The sequence below is a fragment of the Streptomyces sp. NPDC094448 genome (genome assembly GCF_044763775.1).
GTDB lineage: Bacteria > Actinomycetota > Actinomycetes > Streptomycetales > Streptomycetaceae > Streptomyces.
The window spans coordinates 116,563-134,987 of sequence record NZ_JBIWGU010000002.1 but is presented as its reverse complement, the minus strand read 5'-3'; the positions used below and the strand labels follow the sequence as shown (position 1 = coordinate 134,987).

General features: G+C 72.8%; 10 protein-coding genes. 5 read left to right on the top strand and 5 right to left on the bottom strand.

The features are described from left to right. Nucleotides 1-38: 38 nt before the first annotated feature. The 5 genes from glgB to ACIQ9E_RS04055 form a co-directional block, all read right to left on the bottom strand. On the bottom strand, nt 39-2,465 hold the full coding sequence (gene glgB, locus ACIQ9E_RS04075) for a 1,4-alpha-glucan branching enzyme (protein ID WP_403701637.1): 2,427 nt from the start codon (nt 2,463-2,465) through the stop codon (nt 39-41). Nucleotides 2,466-2,544: 79 nt separating this feature from the next. Continuing rightward, complete coding sequence (locus ACIQ9E_RS04070; RefSeq protein WP_403701635.1) at nt 2,545-3,957, bottom strand: maltokinase; 1,413 nt, start codon at nt 3,955-3,957, stop codon at nt 2,545-2,547. Between the two features lie 285 nt (nt 3,958-4,242). Beyond that, nucleotides 4,243-5,985 carry a maltose alpha-D-glucosyltransferase gene (gene treS, locus ACIQ9E_RS04065; RefSeq protein ID WP_403701632.1) on the bottom strand — a complete coding sequence of 581 codons (1,743 nt, stop codon included), beginning with the start codon at nt 5,983-5,985 and terminating at the stop codon, nt 4,243-4,245. Then, nucleotides 5,982-7,970 carry an alpha-1,4-glucan--maltose-1-phosphate maltosyltransferase gene (locus ACIQ9E_RS04060; RefSeq protein ID WP_403701630.1) on the bottom strand — a complete coding sequence of 663 codons (1,989 nt, stop codon included), beginning with the start codon at nt 7,968-7,970 and terminating at the stop codon, nt 5,982-5,984. The genes treS and ACIQ9E_RS04060 overlap by 4 nt, the downstream gene beginning before the upstream one ends. Before the next feature lie 336 nt (nt 7,971-8,306). Next, nucleotides 8,307-9,248, bottom strand: coding sequence for an SDR family oxidoreductase (locus ACIQ9E_RS04055; protein ID WP_403701628.1), 942 nt, complete (start codon nt 9,246-9,248; stop codon nt 8,307-8,309). A 119-nt stretch (nt 9,249-9,367) separates the two neighbouring features. Between ACIQ9E_RS04055 and ACIQ9E_RS04050 the strand changes: the two genes are divergently transcribed. The 5 genes from ACIQ9E_RS04050 (at nt 9,368) to glgP (ending at nt 18,328) form a co-directional block, all read left to right on the top strand. Next, nucleotides 9,368-10,351: an AraC family transcriptional regulator gene (locus tag ACIQ9E_RS04050; RefSeq protein ID WP_403701624.1), complete on the top strand. Its 984-nt coding sequence runs from the start codon at nt 9,368-9,370 to the stop codon at nt 10,349-10,351. Nucleotides 10,352-10,441: 90 nt separating this feature from the next. After that, on the top strand, nt 10,442-11,923 hold the full coding sequence (locus ACIQ9E_RS04045) for a 4-hydroxyphenylacetate 3-hydroxylase family protein (RefSeq protein WP_403701621.1): 1,482 nt from the start codon (nt 10,442-10,444) through the stop codon (nt 11,921-11,923). A 686-nt stretch (nt 11,924-12,609) separates the two neighbouring features. Continuing rightward, nucleotides 12,610-13,920, top strand: coding sequence for a monodechloroaminopyrrolnitrin synthase PrnB family protein (locus ACIQ9E_RS04040; RefSeq protein ID WP_403701618.1), 1,311 nt, complete (start codon nt 12,610-12,612; stop codon nt 13,918-13,920). Next, a complete protein-coding gene (locus tag ACIQ9E_RS04035) occupies nt 13,917-15,251 on the top strand; it encodes an FAD-dependent monooxygenase (RefSeq protein ID WP_403701615.1) in 1,335 nt (444 codons plus the stop codon). Before ACIQ9E_RS04040 ends, ACIQ9E_RS04035 begins: the two co-directional genes overlap by 4 nt. A 449-nt stretch (nt 15,252-15,700) precedes the next feature. Then, a complete protein-coding gene (gene glgP / locus ACIQ9E_RS04030) occupies nt 15,701-18,328 on the top strand; it encodes an alpha-glucan family phosphorylase (protein WP_403701612.1) in 2,628 nt (875 codons plus the stop codon). Nucleotides 18,329-18,425: the final 97 nt, after the last annotated feature.

Sequence of the window (18,425 nt, the reverse complement as noted above, 5' to 3'; positions counted from 1 at the left end):
CCGCGCCGGGGCGGATCCCGCCGCCCCGGCGCACCGCCTCAGGAGGTACGGACCGGCCGCAGCCAGACCGTCGCCAGCGGCGGCAGCGTCAGCAGCAGACTCGAACCCCTGCCGTGCGACGGCTCCGGCTCCGGCACCAGCGGGCCCCGCTCACCGTCGCCGCCCGCCACCGCTGCGCCATTGCGGATGTCCCCGCCGCCGTACCGCCCCTCGTCCGTGTTGAGCGCCTCCGACCAGGCCGGAACCCACTCCGGTACCCCGATCCGATAGCCCTCCCGCACCACCGGCGAGAAGTTGCTCACCGACACCAGCGGCTCCCTTCCGGCGTCGAAGCGGACGAAGGCCAGCACATTGTCCTCGGCCGCGTCGCAGTCGATCCAGGCGAAGCCCTCCGGCACGGTGTCCCGCTCCCACAGCGCGGGCGTCCGCCCGTACACCGTGTTCAGATCCCGCACCAGCAGCCGTACGCCCCGGTGGTCCGGCTCCGCCGCGTACGACGGGTCCAGCAGCCACCAGTCGGGCCCGTGCGCCTCCGACCACTCGGCGCCCTGGGCGAACTCCTGCCCCATGAAGAGGAGCTGCTTGCCCGGGTGCGCCCACATGAAACCGAGGTACGCCCGGTGGTTGGCGCGCTGCTGCCACCAGTCGCCGGGCATCTTGCCGACCAGGGCGCCCTTGCCGTGCACGACCTCGTCGTGGGAGACCGGCAGAACATAGTTCTCGGTGTACGCGTACACCATCGAGAACGTCATCTCGTGGTGGTGGAAGCGGCGGTGCACCGGCTCACGGGCCATGTACTCCAGTGAGTCGTGCATCCAGCCCATGTTCCACTTCAGCCCGAAACCGAGGCCGCCGTGTTCGGTGGCGCGGGTGACGCCGTCCCAGGCCGTGGACTCCTCGGCGATCGTCACCACACCGGGGCAGCGCCGGTAGACCGTGGCGTTCATCTCCTTCAGGAAGGCCACCGCGTCCAGATCCTCCCGGCCGCCGTGCTCGTTCGGCGTCCAGCGGCCCTCCTCGCGCGAGTAGTCGAGGTAGAGCATCGACGCCACCGCGTCCACCCGCAGTCCGTCGATATGGAACTCCTCGCACCAGTAGACCGCGTTGGCCACCAGGAAGTTCCGGACCTCCTTGCGCCCGTAGTCGAATTCGAGCGTCCCCCAGTCCGGGTGCGCGGCCCGGACCGGGTCCCCGTGCTCGTACAGCGGCCGTCCGTCGAATGCGGCCAGGGCCCATTCGTCGCGCGGGAAGTGCGCCGGCACCCAGTCCATGATCACGCCGATGCCCGCGCGGTGCAGCGCTTCGACCAGGAACCGGAAATCGTCCGGGCTGCCCATCCGGGAGGTCGGCGCGTAGAAGCCGGTGACCTGGTAGCCCCAGGAGCCGCCGAAGGGGTGCTCGGCCAGCGGCATCAGCTCCACATGGGTGAAGCCGAGGTCCTTCACATAGGAGGGGAGCTGCTCGGCGAGCTGCCGGTAGTTCAGTCCGGGCCGCCAGGAGGCGAGATGGACCTCGTAGACGGAGAACGGCGCCTCGTGGGCCGGACGGGCCGACCGCCGCTCCATCCAGTCGGCGTCGCCCCACTCGTGCCGGGAGACCGTGACCACGGAGGCGTTGGCGGGCGGTACCTCCGTATGCCGGGCCATCGGGTCGGCGCGCAGGGTGTGCGTCCCGTCCGGGCGCATGATCTCGAACTTGTACAGGGTGCCTTCACCGACGCCGGGCACGAACAGTTCCCACACGCCCGAGGCGCCCAGCGAGCGCATCGGGAAGCCGCCGCCGTCCCAGTGGTTGAAGCTGCCGGCGATTCGCACACCGCGCGCGTTCGGCGCCCAGAGCGTGAAACGGGTGCCGGTGACGCCCTGGTGGACCATCGGGTGTGCGCCGAGGGCCCGCCACAGCTGTTCGTGCCGGCCCTCGCCGATGAGGTGCAGGTCGAGTTCGCCGAGGGCGGGCAGCAGCCGGTACGGATCGTCCGTCTCGACCTCGTGCAGACCGCGCCCGTCGGGGCTGTCGTAGGTGATCAGCAGCCGGTAGTCGGGGACCGACCGGATCGGGAGCACCCCGGAGAACAGCCCGTCGCCGTGGTTGTGCAGTTCGGCCCGGAGGCCCTTGGCGAGCACGGTGACGGACCGGGCGTACGGGCGCAGGACGCGCACCTGGACGCCGTGGCGGCCGAGATGGGCGCCGAGGAGGGCGTGCGGATCGTGGTGGCCGCCGGAGAGGAGGCGCTGCCGGTCCGCTTCGGGGAGCGCGGGGGCGGTGCGCACGCCGTGCGCGGCGGAGCCGGGGCGGGGCGCGGACGGCGGGGCTGCCGCGGGCTTCTTCGGGGGCCGGGCGGCGCGCGCGGGCGCCGCGGGACGCTTCACCGTCCGGGGGGACGGCGTGGCGGGCGGTGCGGGCGAGGGCGTGCGGGGTGCGCCGGTGCCGGGGGATTCCTGGTACGGAGGGCGGGCGGCGGTCACGGAAGGAGCCTCCTTCGGGGCGTGGCTGAGGAAGGGCGAATGCTGCGTCGGGCGGTCTCGGACGGTCTGGGAGGGGGCGTCAGCCGGGGGCGGCCAGCCGGTCGATCGCCGCCATCGGGACGGGCAGCCAGTCGGGGCGGTGCCGGGCCTCGTACACCACCTCGTAGACGGCCTTGTCGGTCTCGTAGGCGCGCAGCAGCGCGGGCTCGGCGCGCGGATCGCGCCCCGACACCTCCGCGTAGCCCTCGCAGTAGGCGGCCCGGCAGCCGTCCGCCCAGGACGGGTTCCACGGGCGGTGGGTGCGGGCCGCGTAGTCGAAGGAGCGGAGCATTCCGGCGATATCGCGGACGGGCGGCTGGGGGGTGCGGCGTTCGGCGAGGGGCCGTGCGGGTTCGCCCTCGAAGTCGATGACGGACCAGTAGGCGCCGGAGCGCAGGGTCTGGCCGAGGTGGAGGTCGCCGTGGACGCGCTGGACGCGGTGCCCGGTGCCGGCCGTGGACCGGCCGAGGGCGGCGAGTGCGTCGAAGGCGGTGCGGAGCCGGGGCAGATAGGGCAGCAGGGCGGGGACCGCGAGCGCGGCCTCGTCGAGTCTGCTGCTCATTCCGGCGGCCAGCCGGGTGGTCAGCGCGGGCCCCAGGGTGACCGTGGGCAGTTCGGCGGCGAGCGCGGCGTGCACCTCGGCGGTGACCCGGCCCAGCGCCCTGGCCTCACCGGTGAACGGACGGCCCGCCGCCAGTGCTTCGAGCGCGAGCTGCCAGCCGTCGCGGGAGCCGCTGAGATAGGGCTGGAGGACTCCGAGGGTGTACGGGTGCGGGTCCGCCGACTCGTACCAGGCGACCGGCAGCGGCACCCGGTCGCAGCCCGCGCGGGCGAGGGCGAGCGGCAGTTCCAGATCGGGGTGCGGGCCGGGCTCGACCCGGCGCAGCACCTTGAGGATGTACGCATCGCCGTACACCAGGGAGGTGTTGGACTGTTCGGCGTCGAGGGGGCGGGCCGGGAGGCCGCCGGGGACGGCGGGTGCGCCGGCGGAGCGGGCGAAGCGGAGGGGGCCGTGGGGGCCCGGGGTCCGCAGCCGTTCCAGGAGGAGTTCGGTGAGCCGGGGGTCGCGCAGCCCCTCGTACACCGTGCGGCCCGCCAGCGGTCCGGTCGCCGGACGGCCGATCAGCGCCGGGGCGAGCCGCGGCGGCAGCGTCCGGCGGACGCCCAGCAGGAGTTGGTAGCAGTCCGCCGGGCGGCCGGGGCCGGTGGCCCCGGGTTCGTCCTGGTGGACGGCGACCAGCAGATGCAGCAGACCGGGCCCCTCGGCCCCGGGCCCGGTTCCGGCCACCGGCAGCAGTTCGGCCGCCGACACCAGGGAGAAGCCGGTGACCGGGCGCCCCTTCCCGGCGAACCAGCGCCGGTCCGGCAGCCAGGAGCGCAGCAGCGGGGCGAGGGAGGTGAGCAGCGGTGACGGACGGGCGACGGGGGTCCGGGTGGCAGCAGCCTCCGACATTGGCAACGTGCCCCTTCCCTCTGGTGAAACTCATGAGGTGTATGTCGCATATGGTGCATATGTCGCAAATATACGAATGCCCAGAGTGTTCCGGATCTTTGCGGCGACAGTCCGGCGGCGCGCGGAGCCGCTCCCGCTTTGGGGTGTCGCGGCCTCGGAGCCGCCGCCGTCCGGAAGGGTGTGCACGGGCTCCGGCGGCCGGGGTCCGGCGGCCGGGTTCCGCCGGGACGGGGCGAGCCCCCTGCGCCGGGGCGCCGGGGGCTCGGACCAGGGTTCTCCGTACCGTCAGACCGGGCCGGCTCCCACGGACGCGGCCGGCTCCGGCTCCGTCGACTGGTCCCGCCGCAGCCGGAACCAGTAGAAGCCGTGGCCCGCCAGCGTCAGCAGATACGGCCACTGGCCGATCGCCGGGAAGCGGACCTGGCCGATCAGCTCGACCGGCCGCCGTCCCGCGAACTCCCGCAGATCCAGCTCGGTCGGCTGGGCGAACCGGGAGAAGTTGTGCACGCAGAGCACCAGATCGTCCTGGTACTCCCGGGTGAAGGCGAGCACCGCCGGATTGGACGAGGCCAGTTCGGTGTACGAGCCGAGCCCGAACGCCGGGTTCTGCTTGCGGATCTCGATCATGCGCCGGGTCCAGTGGAGCAGTGACGAAGGGCTGCTCATCGCGGCTTCGACATTGGTGACCTGGAAGCCGTAGACCGGGTCCATGATGGTCGGCAGATAGAGCCGCCCCGGGTCGCTGGAGGAGAATCCCGCGTTCCGGTCGGGGGTCCACTGCATGGGGGTCCGGACGGCGTCCCGGTCCCCGAGCCAGATGTTGTCGCCCATGCCGATCTCGTCGCCGTAGTAGAGGATCGGCGAGCCCGGCAGGGACAGCAGCAGGGCGGTGAAGAGTTCGATCTGGTTGCGGTCGTTGTCCAGCAGTGGCGCGAGCCTGCGCCGGATGCCGATATTGGCCCGCATCCGCGGGTCCTTGGCGTACTCCGCGTACATGTAGTCGCGCTCTTCGTCCGTCACCATTTCGAGGGTCAGCTCGTCGTGGTTGCGCAGGAAGATGCCCCACTGGCAGCCGGACGGGATGGCCGGGGTCTTGGCGAGGATTTCCGAGACCGGATAGCGGGACTCGCGGCGCACCGCCATGAAGATCCGCGGCATCACCGGGAAGTGGAAGGCCATATGGCATTCGTCGCCGCCGGCCGCGTAGTCGCCGAAGTAGTCGACGACGTCCTCCGGCCACTGGTTGGCCTCGGCCAGCAGCACCGTGTCCGGGTAGTGGGCGTCGATCTCCTTGCGGACCCGCTTCAGGAACTCGTGGGTGGCCGGCAGGTTCTCGCAGTTGCTGCCGTCCGCCTGATAGAGGTACGGCACCGCGTCCAGCCGGAATCCGTCGATGCCCAGGTCCAGCCAGAACCGGAGGGCGGAGATGATCTCCTCCTGGACCGCCGGGTTCTCGTAGTTGAGATCCGGCTGGTGGGAGAAGAACCGGTGCCAGTAGTACTGGCGGCGGACCGGGTCGAAGGTCCAGTTCGACGATTCGGTGTCGACGAAGATGATCCGGGCGTCCGGGTACCGCTTGTCGTCGTCGGCCCAGACGTAGTAGTCGCCGTACGGTCCGTCCGGATCGGAGCGGGACTGCTGGAACCACTCGTGCTGATCACTGGTGTGGTTCATGACGAAATCGATGACGACCCGCATACCGCGCTGGTGGGCGGCGTCCGTGAACTCGACGAAATCGGCCAGATCGCCGAATTCGGGCAGTACGGAGGTGTAGTCGGCGACATCGTATCCGCCGTCCCGCAGCGGGGACTTGAAGAACGGCGGCAGCCAGAGGCAGTCCACGCCGAGCCACTGGAGGTAGTCGAGGCGTTCCGTCAGGCCCTTGAGGTCGCCGACGCCGTCCCCGTTGCTGTCCTGGAAGGAGCGGACGAGTACTTCGTAGAAGACGGCCCGCTTGAACCAGTCGGGGTCGCGGTCCTTCGCGGGGGTGTCCTCGAACAGGTCGTGGACGGGTTCGTTGACGGTCATGGTGTGGGTGACCCTCCGATCGGCGGGGACGGTCGCAGAGCCACGATGTGCGCGGGCGTGACGCCCGGCTCCAGGCGCACGAAGGCGGCTCTGCCCCAGTGATAGGTCTCACCGGTGAGCAGATCGCGCACCGGGGCGGTCTCGTGCCATGCGAAGCCGAGTCGCGGCATGTCCAACGAGACCGTCCCCTCCTGGGTGTGGTGGGGGTCGAGGTTCGCGACGACGAGCACGGTGTCCTGGCCCGATCGTTTCGAGTAGGCGATCACCGCGTCGTTGTCGGTGTCGTGGAAGTGGAGGTCCCGCAGCTGCTGGAGCGCCGGATGGCGGCGTCGGATCCGGTTCAGCGCGGTGATCAGGGGGGCGATCGTCCGGCCCTCACGGGCGGCGGACTCCCAGTCCCGGGGCCGGAGTTCGTACTTCTCCGACCGAAGGTACTCCTCGCTGCCCTCCCGCAGCGCGGTGTTCTCGCAGAGTTCGTACCCCGCGTACATCCCCCACGACGGCGAGAGCGTCGCGGCCAGCACCGCCCGTACCTCGAAGGCCGGCCGGCCGCCGCGCTGGAGCGTCTCGTGCAGGATGTCCGGGGTGTTCACGAAGAAGTTCGGGCGGAGCACCGCCGCGCTCTCCCCGGTCAGCTCGGTCAGATACTCCGTCAGCTCGCTTTTGGTGTTGCGCCAGGTGAAGTAGGTGTACGACTGCTGGAAGCCGACCGCGGCCAGCGTCCGCATCATCGCCGGGCGGGTGAACGCCTCCGCCAGGAAGATCACGTCCGGATCGGTGCCGTTGACCTCCGCGATCACCTGCTCCCAGAACACCACCGGCTTGGTGTGCGGATTGTCCACCCGGAAGATGCGCACCCCCCGCTCCGCCCAGAAGCGCAGGATCCGCACCGTCTCCCGGACCAGACCCCGCAGATCGGCGTCGAAGGCGACGGGGAAGATGTCCTGGTACTTCTTCGGCGGGTTCTCGGCGTACGCGACGGTGCCGTCGGCCCGGTGCCGGAACCACTCGGGGTGCTCGGTGACCCAGGGGTGGTCGGGCGAACACTGGAGCGCGAAGTCGAGGGCGATCTCCATCCGCAGCGCCTGCGCGGTCCGGACGAAGTGGTCGAAGTCGGCGAAGGTGCCGAGGTCGGGGTGGAGCGCGTCGTGCCCGCCGTCGGCCGAGCCGATCGCCCACGGCACACCGACGTCGTACGGCCCCGCGGTCAGGCTGTTGTCCGGGCCTTTGCGGTGGGTCGTCCCGATCGGGTGCACCGGCGGCAGGTACACCACGTCGAAGCCCATCGCGGCGATGGCGGGCAGCCGTTCGGCGGCGGTCCGGAAGGTGCCCGGGACCGGGGGCGCGCCGGGCGCGACCACGGCCCCCTCGGAGCGCGGGAACAGCTCGTACCAGGACCCGAAGAGCGCCCGGCGGCGCTCCACCAGCAGCGGCAACGGGCGGGAGATCGTGACGAGTTCCCGCAGCGGATGCCGGGCGAGGACGGCGGCCACCCCGGCACCGGCCGCGGCGGCCAGCCGGGCCCGGGGCCGCTTCGCGCTGTCCCGCAGTGCGTCCACCACCGCGAGCACGGCCTCCCGCCCGTCGTTCTTGGGCACGTCCCGCGCCGCCCGCTCGTACAGCCGGGCCCCCTCCTCCAGCACCAGCTCGGTGTCGATCCCGGCCGGGACCTTGATCCCGGCCTCCCGCAGCCAGCTCGCGACCGGATCGCCCCAGGCCTCCACGGCGTAGCTCCAGGACCCCTCGGAGTCCGGCACCACCACCGCGGTCCACCGGTCGCTCCCCGGCGCCGACTCCCGCATCGGCGTCCACGGCCCCGGCTGTCCGGCCGGATCGCGCAGCACCACATTGGCGGCGACGGCGTCGTGTCCCTCCCGGAACACGGTGGCCCGGATCTCGAAGGCCTCACCGACCACCGCCTTGGCGGGCCTGCGCCCGCAGTCGACGAGAGGACTGACGTCCAGAACGGGGATCCGACCGATCATGGGCTCACCTGTGGGGGCGGTACGGGCAGTACAGAGGCAGCACGCGGGCACGCCGTAGCGCTATGCGGCTTTTCATGAAAGTTGCCCCTATTTGTAACCGCTGGATTACCGAGACCCGCCCCGGGACGCGGACGGCCCGTACCGATGGGGGGCGCGTTCACCCGGGGGGCGCAACGCCCCGCCGACGGGCCCCTCCACCCGGCCCGGAACGGCGTCGAGCCCCGTACGGCACGGTGCCGTACGGGGCTCGGGAGCCTTCCCTGTCAGGACGGGAGCAGTTCCCAGCTCGGTTCCTTCGCCCCGGGGCGGAACGGCGCGGGGGCAGGGAAGAGGGTGTTATGCGTCATACGAGTGCTCCGATTCGGTCCACATCTGCCAGGGCTGGCGGGCCACCCACTCCTCGGCCCCGGCGGGTTTCACCGACAGAGCGGCGGACGACAGCCCCTCGTCGCCCGTCAGCAGCGAGGGGTCCGCGCCCGCCGCCATGTAGTGGTAGACACCGGAGACACCCGCCGCGGCCTCCGCCCCCAGCAGATGGGAAAGCCCCTGCTCGAACACCGCCGGCTCCAGGGGGACGTACCGCACCTCGCGGCCCAGTCCGCGGCCGAACTCCTCGGCCAGCTCCGGTCCGGTCAGCACGGCCGGTCCGCCGATGTCGAAGGCGCGGCCCGCGATCCCGTCGACCGTCAGGGCCGCGAACACCGCCTCGGCGAGATCGCGGTGGGAGAGCCACGCCACCCGCGCGTCCTCGGGCAGCGGATAGGCCAGCACGCCCTGCGTCATCAGCGCCGGACCGTTCCACGGGCTGAACAGATTGTCGAGATAGACCGGCGGCCGGACCACGACCAGTTCCACCCCGCTGCCCGACAGCCCCTCCCGGAACACCGTCTCCGACAGCCGGCGGGTCTCGAAGCCGACCACGTTCGTCGTCCGGTCCGGGATCCGGACGTTCGTGTTGAACACCAGCCGCCGCACCCCGGACTCCCGGGCCGCCCGCGCGATGTTCTGCGCGTACCGCAGGACCTTCTCCGCCTGGTAGACCAGCGGAAGCACCACCGCCGCATGGGTGGCGCCCTCGAACAGCTGCCGTACATCCTCGAAACGCCCCAGGTCACCCCCGCCGCAGGAGACGCCGGGCAGCTGCGGCCGCTCACCCTCCGGCCGGCGGCTGAGGGTACGGACCTGATGGCCCCGCTCCACGAGCAGCCGCGCGGTGGCGCCGCCCTGGAAGCCGGTCGCCCCCACGACAGCCACGCGCATCGGAATGTGATCGGACATATGTCTGAAGAGCCCTTCGATAAGGTTGAGGCCGCTGCCGGGTACCGCTCTTCCAGGCTCGCGGCGGCGGCTTCGGCCGATCAATTAACAAACCGGGTCGGAGGTTGAAGGATCGTCCAATGGACTCTGTTGACACTGCCCGGACCGAGGGCGACGACCTTCTGAGCGAGCTGATGCGGCCACTGCGGCTCACCGGCGTGTTCGACAGCCGGTGGAACCTCCGCGGCCCCTGGGCCATCGAGGGCGACGCCGAGGAGAGCTGTGCCGTCCTGCACTTCATCACCGAAGGCGACTGCTGGATCACCGGGGACGGGCGGACCTCCTTCCGGCTCCACGAGGGCGATCTCGCGGTCTTCCCGACCGGAACCGCGCACCGGCTCTCCGACCACCCCGACCGGCGCGGCGGGATCGCGCTCGGCAGCGTGCTGCCCGAGCGCGAACCGGGCACCTCCGGCGAGATCCGGATCGACGGCGAGGGCCCGGTGGCCAGGCTGCTCTGCGCCGGCCTCCACTACGACGCGTCCGCCGCCGGCGGGCTCTACCGGGCCCTGCCCTGGGCCCTGGTCCTCGACCGCTCCCAGGTCGACCAGGAGCCGCTGCTCCGGGACACGCTCCGGCTGCTCGCCACCACCGACCGCCCGGTCGGCCCCGGCGACCGGCTGGTCACCCTGCGCACCTTCGAAATGGCGCTGGTGCTGGCGCTCCGGCCGCTGCTGCGGGAACTCGCCGACAACCCCGCCACGCTGCCCCTGCTGCGGCATCCGGGGATCAGCAAGGCGATGGTGATCATCTCGACCCGGTTCGCGGAGCCCTGGACCATCGAGTCACTGGCCCGCGAGGTCGGCATGTCCCGCTCCGCCTTCACCGCCGCCTTCCGGGAACTGGTCGGGGAGGCACCCGCCCGCCATCTCACCGGACGGCGGATGCAGGAGGCCGCCCGGCTGCTGGGGGAGACGTCGCTGCCCCAGTCCGCGGTGCCGCACCGGGTCGGCTACCAGAGCGCCGTCGGCTTCCATCTGGCCTTCCGCAAATGGTTCGGTGTGACCCCCGGCGAATACCGGTCAGGCAACCGTCCGGCCGCCGCACGGTTGGCTGGTTCTTAATCACCACTGGACGCTCTCTCATTGCCCAGCCGTCCCGGACCGGGTGAGGCTCGGTGCGGACGGGGGATGTGTTCCGTTTGAGGAGAAACGTTGATCAGGTCTGGATCGCACTATCTCGATGCGCTGGACGACGGCCGGGAGATCTGGCTGGACGGCGAACGCGTCAAGGGCGTGTCCTCCCACCCCGCCTTCCGCGGCACCGCCGCATCCATCGCGGGCCTGTACGACCTGGCGCACGCCTCCGACCAGAGCCCGGTGCTCACCAGTGACGGGATCCACCGGGCGTACGCGGTCCCCCGCAGCCACGCCGATCTGGTGGCCCGCCGCCAGGCCTACAAGGTGTGGGCGGAGGCGAGCTACGGCTTCCTCGGCCGCACCCCCGACTACATGGCGAGCGGCGCGGCGGGGTTCGCGGCCCTGCCCCGGCTCTTCACGACGGACACCTTCGACGGGTCGGACAACGTTCTCGCGTACCACCGAAGACTGGCCGAGAACGATCTGTACTGCGCGTTCACCATCACCAACCCCCGCCCCCGGCCCGGCGGCGACGATCCCCTGGTCCGGGTCGTCGCCGAACGCGACGGGGGCGTCGTGGTGCGCGGCGCCAAGACCATCGGCTCCGGAGCGGTCTTCGCCGACGAGATCATCGTCGGCACCATCGAACCGCTCGCCCCGGACGACGTCGAACACGCCCTCTGCTTCTCCCTGCCCGTCGACACACCCGGACTGAAGCTGGTCTCGCGGACCTCGTACGAGGGCCGGGCCCGCAGCGTCTTCGACAATCCGCTCTCCTCGCGCTTCGACGAGAACGACGCGATGCTCGTCTGCGACGACGTGTTCGTGCCCTGGGAGCGGGTGCTGACCTACCGGAACACGGCGGCGACCGCCGCGATGTGGTGGGGTACCCCCGCCTACCTCAACTTCGTCCACCAGGCCGCCACCCGCTTCTGGACCAAACTGGAGTTCCTCACCGGGCTCGCGATCCTGCTCACCCGGGACAACGGCACCCATGGACTGCCCGCCGTCAACCAGTCCGTGGGACGGCTCCTCGGCATGGTCGCCCAGGCCAAGGCGTTCGTCCTGGCCGCCGAAGCCTCCTTCGAGGAGGTCGACGGCGGCTGCGGCGGAGTGGCCCCGGGCACCGAGATATCGTTCGCCCAGCGCATCATGGCCGGTGAGCTGTACCCGCGCGCCGTCCAGGAGATCAAGAGCCTGGCCGGCGGGGCGGTCATCCAGCTCCCGGCATCCGGCGACGACCTCCTCCACCCCGAACTCGGCCCCCTGATGAAGCCGTACCTGAACTCGCCGGAGAGCACCGCCGAGGACCGGGTGAAGCTGCTGAAACTGGTCTGGGACGCCCTCGGATCCGAATTCGCCTCCCGGCACGAACAGTACGAACGCTTCTACCACGGCGCCCCGCACATCTATCTGATGATGCAGCACGGCGCCGGCGGCGCGGAGGACTGCGAGCGGCTCGCCCGCGCCTGCCTCGACGGATACGACCTGACCGGCCCCGGCCGGGGGCCCGGGGTGAGCACGGCGGGAGGCGCCGGCGGCGGGATCCGCCGGTGACGCACGCGCCCTCGCCGGGCGGCCTCCCCGCGGAGCCGCCCGGCCCCGCGGGGACCGGCGACGCGCGCGATGACAGCGTTTTCCCCGCGGTACGCCTCCCCTCTGCCCCGTCTGCCGGGCTGCCCCGGCTTCCCGGGTTTCCCGGGCTGCGACCCTGCCCCGGCGCGGCAGGCGGCGCGCCGGCAGCCGTACGCGACACCGGCCCCGCGCCCGTTCGCGGCCCCCGGCCCGGCCGTCACCGGGCCTCGGGGGCCTCCGCCACGGCCGCCCCCCGCGCCGGGGGCGGCTCCGGCGCGCCGGTACGCAAGCACGGCGCCCGCCCGGCGCCCGTCCCCGGCACGGGGAGCGCGGTGCGGGCCGCGCTCCCGCCCGTACGACTGCGTACGACGGCCGCGGGTACCCAAGGTCCAGGGTCCGGCGAGCCGTCCCGCCCCGTCTCCGGACCGGGCCCCGCAGTCCGGCCCGCATCCGTCACCAGGGGCCCGACCAGCCCCGGGCACGGGCCCTTACCGGGGCCTGCCACCGGCCGCGCGGCCGGACAGGAGCGCCGCGGCACCCCGGAGTGAGGGGCGCACGGCAGGCGTGCGGGCGCGTACCGCGCCGGGCGGCGGGGGGCCGCCCCCGTACGACCGTCCATTTGACCCGCACTTTCTTTCCCGTCGCGATGTGTCCGAGGGGGGCCTCCGATGACCTTGCACGACCTCGTCGTACCCGGTTTCGCAGCACGCACCGAACCGTACTTCCGCATTCCCGAGATCCGGGCCGCCGATCCGCTCGGCGCCGATCCGTCCCTGGCCCGGCTCCCCGCGATGAACGCCGCCGCCGATGTCCCCGCGCTCGCCGCGGCCCTGCGCGCCCTGCTCCCCCAACCCGGGGACGTCGCCCGCTACGACGTCCCCCACGCCCTCGCCGCCATGCGCGACCTGGGCATGTTCCTCGGCTCCCTCAAACGCCACGGCACCGAGCCGGTCGCCGCCGTCCCCTATGTCCTGCCCGTACTCGAACGCCTCGGCCGGATCACGGACATGGTGCCGCGCGACACCGTCCACCACTACACCACCTGGAACCCGCCCGGCGAACGCCTGCGCACCTACACCGGACTGACCGCCGAAGCCCGGCTCCAGGACGCCGTCCGGATGGTGATACCCGGACTGGTCGCCGCCCTCGAACACTGTGCCGAACTGGCCGGGCTCGAACCGTACGACCCCGGATTCGCCACCGCCCTCGACCGGATCGCCGACTCCCTCGGCCCGATGGTCGAATCCATCGACTTCACCATCGCCCACGTCCCCCCGGTGGTCTTCGCCACCGATATCCGCCCCTACTTCGAGGAGATCGGCGTCGACGGCGTCGACTACCTCGGCCCGGCCGCCGCCCAGGTCCCCCTCTGGCTGGTGGACCTGACGCTCTGGCAGTGCGACCGGAGCGACCGCTCGTACGAGCAGTTCCTCGCCGAATCCGTCCGCTACACCCTCCCGGGGTGGCGCACCCACTACACGGCCCACCGCGGCGGGACCTCCGCCGTCTCCAAGTTCTCCGCCGCCGTCAGCTGGGAGACCGAGGCCGGCCGGCCCCCCGCCCATCTGGTGCGATCCGGTTACTCACTCGTACGGGTGCTGCGTATCCTCAAGGCGTTCCGGGCCCGTCACATCACCGTGGCGCGCAAGGCGTACGCGGAGGAAGTGCGGTTGTACGACAAGGGCAGCGGCGGCGCGCCCCTCGAACTGCTGCGCGCCGTACTCGACCTGACGCGCGACAACGAAACCTTCGTGCGCCGGGCCGTCGAACCGGCACGCGCCGGGGGACGGGCCCGAAACGAGGCATGCGGGCCCGGTGACGCGTGCGGGCCCGCCGCCGCGGGCTGCGCCTGCGGCGGGAGCGTCGGCCCCGGGAGACCCGGGGGAGACGACGGCCGGAGCGGCGGTGAGGGCCGCGACGGCAGCAGCCGGGGCGTCCGGCGGGCAGGGACCGGAGAGGCCGGGGAGACGGAACAATGACCCACTTCATGATCGCGGGCGGCGGTATCGCCGGGCTCACGGCGGCGCTCGCGCTCCACCGCGCCGGATTCACCGCGGTCACGGTCGTCGAGGCGGCCCGCGAACTGCGCGCGGTCGGCGCCGGGCTGAACATCATGCCGAACGCCGTACGCGAACTCGCCGAACTGGGGCTCATCGGCGAACTGTCGGCCCGCGGCCTCGCCACCCGTGAACTGCGCTACTACCACCGCAGCGGCGGACTGATCTCCACCGAGTCCCGCGGTCTCGCCGCCGGATACCGCTGGCCCCAGCTCTCCATCGGCCGCTGCGCCCTCCAGAGCGTCCTCGCCGACGCCGTACGGGAGCGGCTCGGCCCCGAGGCACTCGTCCCCGGCGTCCGGGTGGCCGCCGTGGAACAGCAGCCCCACGGCCGCCCCCGGGTACGCATCCAGCACCGGGACGGTGTCCACCGGGGCAGCGGCTCCCTCGAACCCGACGTCCTCATCGGCGCCGACGGGATCCGCTCCGCCGTGCGCGCCGGGCTCAACCCCGGCGAGGGCGAACCGCCGTGGAACGGCCAGCTGATCTGGCGCGGCGTCTCCCGGATACCCGCCGAACGGGCCGGAACGTTCATGTTCATCGCCGGTGACGACCGGCAGAAGGCCGTCGTCTACCCGATGGCCGCACCCGATCCGCAGGACGGAACGGTCCCGGTGAACTGGGCCCTCGCCATCCCCGCCGAGGTGGCCGCCGAATCGGCGCCCCGGGACGGGGCCGGGGCCGCCGCCGAGTCCCCGGGCGCCCACCGCGGCGACTGGGACCGCCGGATCCCCGTCGAACGGGTCGCCCACCACTACCGCGGCTGGGAGTTCGGCGGTGTCGATGTGGCGGACGTGGTGTCCGCGGCGGATGCGGCGTACGAGTACCCGATGGTCGACCGGGAGCCGCTGGAGCGCTGGTCCCACGGCCGTACCACCCTGATCGGCGACGCGGCCCACGCGATGTACCCGGCGGGCTCCAACGGTGCGACCCAGTCCGTCGTCGACGCCAGGGCGCTGGCCCAGGCGCTCTCCGTGCACCGCGACCCGACCGACGCGCTCGCCGCCTACGAGGCCCACCGCCGCCCCGCCATGACGGAGATCCAGCAGGCGAACCGGAGACACGGCCCCGAGGTCGTGATCGCCCTCGCCCATGAGCGGGCCCCCGGCGGCTTCACCGATATCGACGAGGTCATCCCGCCCGGGGAACGCGCGGAGATCGCGGCGCGGTACGCGGCGAAGGGCGCGTTCGACCCGGCGACGGTGAACCTCGGCTCCCCGTACGAACCGGGCCGCCCCCCGGCCCTGGACTGACGCCCGGCCCGTACCGTCCCGCCGACAGGACCCGCCCGGCCGGTGGCCGCGGACGACGGCGCGGCGAGCCGTCCGTACGGCAGCCCGGGGCCGACACCGGTCACCCCGCCCGCGGGGAGCAGGCCGTACGGCCAAGGGGCGGCGCCCGCCCCGCAGGCACGGCGGCAGGGTCTTGCCGGAGCCGGAGCCGGAGCCGGAGCCGGAGCCGGAGCCGGAGCCGGCCGGGGCCGCCGGGCCGGGGCCGCCGGGCCGACACCGGTCACGGCCCCCGGGGCCGGAGGGGCCCGCGCCGCAGGACGGGCGGCGGGCCTGGGCCGGAGCCCGGGGGGCCCGCGCCCGCCGGGGACGCTCACCCCGGTGCCCGCCCCCGCCCTCCGCAGGAGACCCGCGGCGCGCGGGGGAGCGCGGGCGTCCGCGGGGATGGGGGTCGCTCCTGCGAAGGTGGGAGCGTGAAGGCCATCCGTCGGTTCACCGTCCGACCCGTCCTGCCCGAAGCCCTGCGCCCGCTCAGCGACCTGGCGCGCAATCTCCGCTGGTCGTGGCATACCGAGACCCGTGATCTGTTCCAGGCCGTCGACCCCGACGGCTGGCGGGCCTGCGACGGAGACCCCGTCCAGCTCCTGGGGGCGGTACCGGCCGGGCGGCTCGCGGAGCTGGCCGCCGACCGGCGCTTCCTGCGCCGCCTCACCGCCGCCGCCGACGACCTCGACGACTATCTGCACGGCCGCCGCTGGTACCAGACCCACCCCCGGGCCGCCGAGTTCCCCGCCGCCGTCGCCTACTTCTCGCCCGAGTTCGGCGTCACCGCAGCCCTCCCGCAGTACTCCGGCGGTCTCGGCATCCTCGCCGGCGACCACCTCAAGGCCGCCAGCGACCTCGGCGCCCCCCTGATCGGCGTCGGCCTCCTCTACCGCCACGGCTACTTCCGCCAGTCGCTCTCCCGCGACGGCTGGCAGCAGGAGCACTACCCCCTCCTCGACCCCGACGAGCTGCCCGTCACCCTGCTGCGGGAGCCCGGCGGCAGCCCCGCGCAGATCTCCCTCGCCCTGCCCGCCGGACGCTCGCTGCGCGCCCATGTCTGGGTCGCCCGGGTCGGCCGCGTCCCCCTGCTGATGCTCGACTCCGACGTCGAGGAGAACGGGCCCGGCGAACGCGATGTCACCGACCGGCTGTACGGCGGCGGCAGCGAGCACCGGCTGCTCCAGGAGATGCTGCTCGGTATCGGCGGCGTCCGCGCGGTCCGTACGTACTGCCGGCTCACCGGCCACCCCGAGCCCGAGGTCTTCCACACCAACGAGGGCCACGCCGGCTTCCTCGGACTCGAACGCATCCGGGAGGCGGGCGAGGCCGGACTCGGCTTCGACGCCGCCATCGAAGCCGTCCGCGCGGGCACGGTCTTCACCACCCACACCCCCGTCCCCGCCGGGATCGACCGCTTCGACCGCGAACTCGTCGCCCGCCACCTCGGCGACCGCGGCGCCCTGCCCGGCGTCCCCGTCGACCGGATCCTCCGGCTCGGCACCGAGACCTACCCCGGCGGCGACCCCCAGGTCTTCAACATGGCCGTCATGGGACTGAGGCTCGCCCAGCGCGCCAACGGCGTGTCCACCCTCCACGGCGCCGTCAGCCGCGGGATGTTCGCCGGCCTGTGGCCCGGCTTCGACACCGAAGAGGTGCCCATCACCTCCGTCACCAACGGCGTCCACGCACCCACCTGGGTCGCCCCCGAGGTCTTCCGGCTCGGCGCCCGCCGGATCGGGGCCAGCCGCGCCGAGGACGCGCTCACCGTCGGCGGCTCCGAACTGTGGCACGCCGTCGAAGGCATCCCCGACGCCGAGATCTGGGAACTCCGCCGCGAACTGCGCGAACAGCTCGTGACGGAGGTACGGACCCGGCTCCGGGCCTCCTGGCGGCAGCGCGGCGCGGGCGCCGCCGAACTCGGCTGGGTCGACGGAGTCCTCGACCCCGACGTCCTCACCATCGGCTTCGCCCGCCGGGTCCCCTCGTACAAACGCCTCACCCTGATGCTCCGCGACCGCGACCGGCTGCGGTCCCTGCTGCTGCACCCCGAACGCCCCGTCCAGATCGTCGTCGCGGGCAAGGCCCACCCCGCCGACGACGGCGGCAAACGCCTCGTCCAGGAACTGGTGCGATTCGCGGACGACCCACGGGTCCGGCACCGGATCGCCTTCCTGCCCGACTACGGCATGGCCATGGCGCAGAAGCTCTACCCCGGCTGCGACGTCTGGCTGAACAACCCGCTGCGCCCGCTGGAGGCCTGCGGCACCAGCGGAATGAAGGCCGCGCTCAACGGCTGCCTCAACCTCTCCGTCCTCGACGGCTGGTGGGACGAGTGGTACGAGCCGGACTTCGGCTGGGCGATCCCCACGGCCGACGGCGACGGTACGTCCGCCGTGTCTGCTGTGTCTGCCATGGATGAGGACCGCCGGGACGATCTGGAGGCGGCCGCGCTCTACGAGCTGATCGAGAACCGGGTCGCGCCCCGCTTCTACGACCGGGGACCGGGCGGACTGCCCCATCACTGGGTCGGGATGGTCCGCCGCACCCTCGCCGTTCTCGGCCCGAAGGTCCTGGCCGGACGGATGGTCCGGGAGTACGTGGAGCGGCTGTACGCCCCCGCGGCCGGTGCCCACCGGGCCCTGGACGCGGCGACCGCGGGCGATCTCGCCGGCTGGAAGGCCCGGGTGCGGGGCGCCTGGCCGAAGGTGGCCGTCGACCATGTGGAGGCGGTGGAGCACGCCCCCGCCGGAACCGCCGAACTGGGCGTGGTGCTGGCCCTGCGGGTCCGGGTGGCGCTCGGGGATCTGACTCCGGACGAGGTGGAGGTGCAGGCGGTCGCCGGTCGCGTCGACGCGGACGACGCGATCACCGACGCCCGCCCCTATCCCCTGAAGCCCGCGGGCGGTCCGGATCTGGAGGGGCGGGTGGTGTACGAGGGGCCGCTGCCCCTGGACCGTACCGGCGCCTTCGGCTACACCATCCGGGTCCTGCCGTCCCATCCGCTGCTGGCGTCCCCGGCCGATCTCGGCCTGGTCGCCTGGCCGGGGGCGCGCTGACCCCCGGCCGGACGGGACTCGACGAATCCAACGAACTCGACGAACTCGACGATTTCAGCGATTTCGGCGAACTCGACGAACGCAACGGACCCAGCCC

Excerpts from the sequence above, each read along its gene's own strand:
- ACIQ9E_RS04050 (WP_403701624.1), top strand. The coding sequence starts at position 9,368 with ATGGACTCTGTTGACACTGCCCGGACCGAGGGCGACGACCTTCTGAGC.
- ACIQ9E_RS04070 (WP_403701635.1), bottom strand. The coding sequence starts at position 3,957 with ATGTCGGAGGCTGCTGCCACCCGGACCCCCGTCGCCCGTCCGTCACCG.
- ACIQ9E_RS04055 (WP_403701628.1), bottom strand. The coding sequence starts at position 9,248 with ATGTCCGATCACATTCCGATGCGCGTGGCTGTCGTGGGGGCGACCGGC.
- treS (WP_403701632.1), bottom strand. The coding sequence starts at position 5,985 with ATGACCGTCAACGAACCCGTCCACGACCTGTTCGAGGACACCCCCGCG.
- ACIQ9E_RS04060 (WP_403701630.1), bottom strand. The coding sequence starts at position 7,970 with ATGATCGGTCGGATCCCCGTTCTGGACGTCAGTCCTCTCGTCGACTGC.
- ACIQ9E_RS04040 (WP_403701618.1), top strand. The coding sequence starts at position 12,610 with ATGACCTTGCACGACCTCGTCGTACCCGGTTTCGCAGCACGCACCGAA.
- ACIQ9E_RS04035 (WP_403701615.1), top strand. The coding sequence starts at position 13,917 with ATGACCCACTTCATGATCGCGGGCGGCGGTATCGCCGGGCTCACGGCG.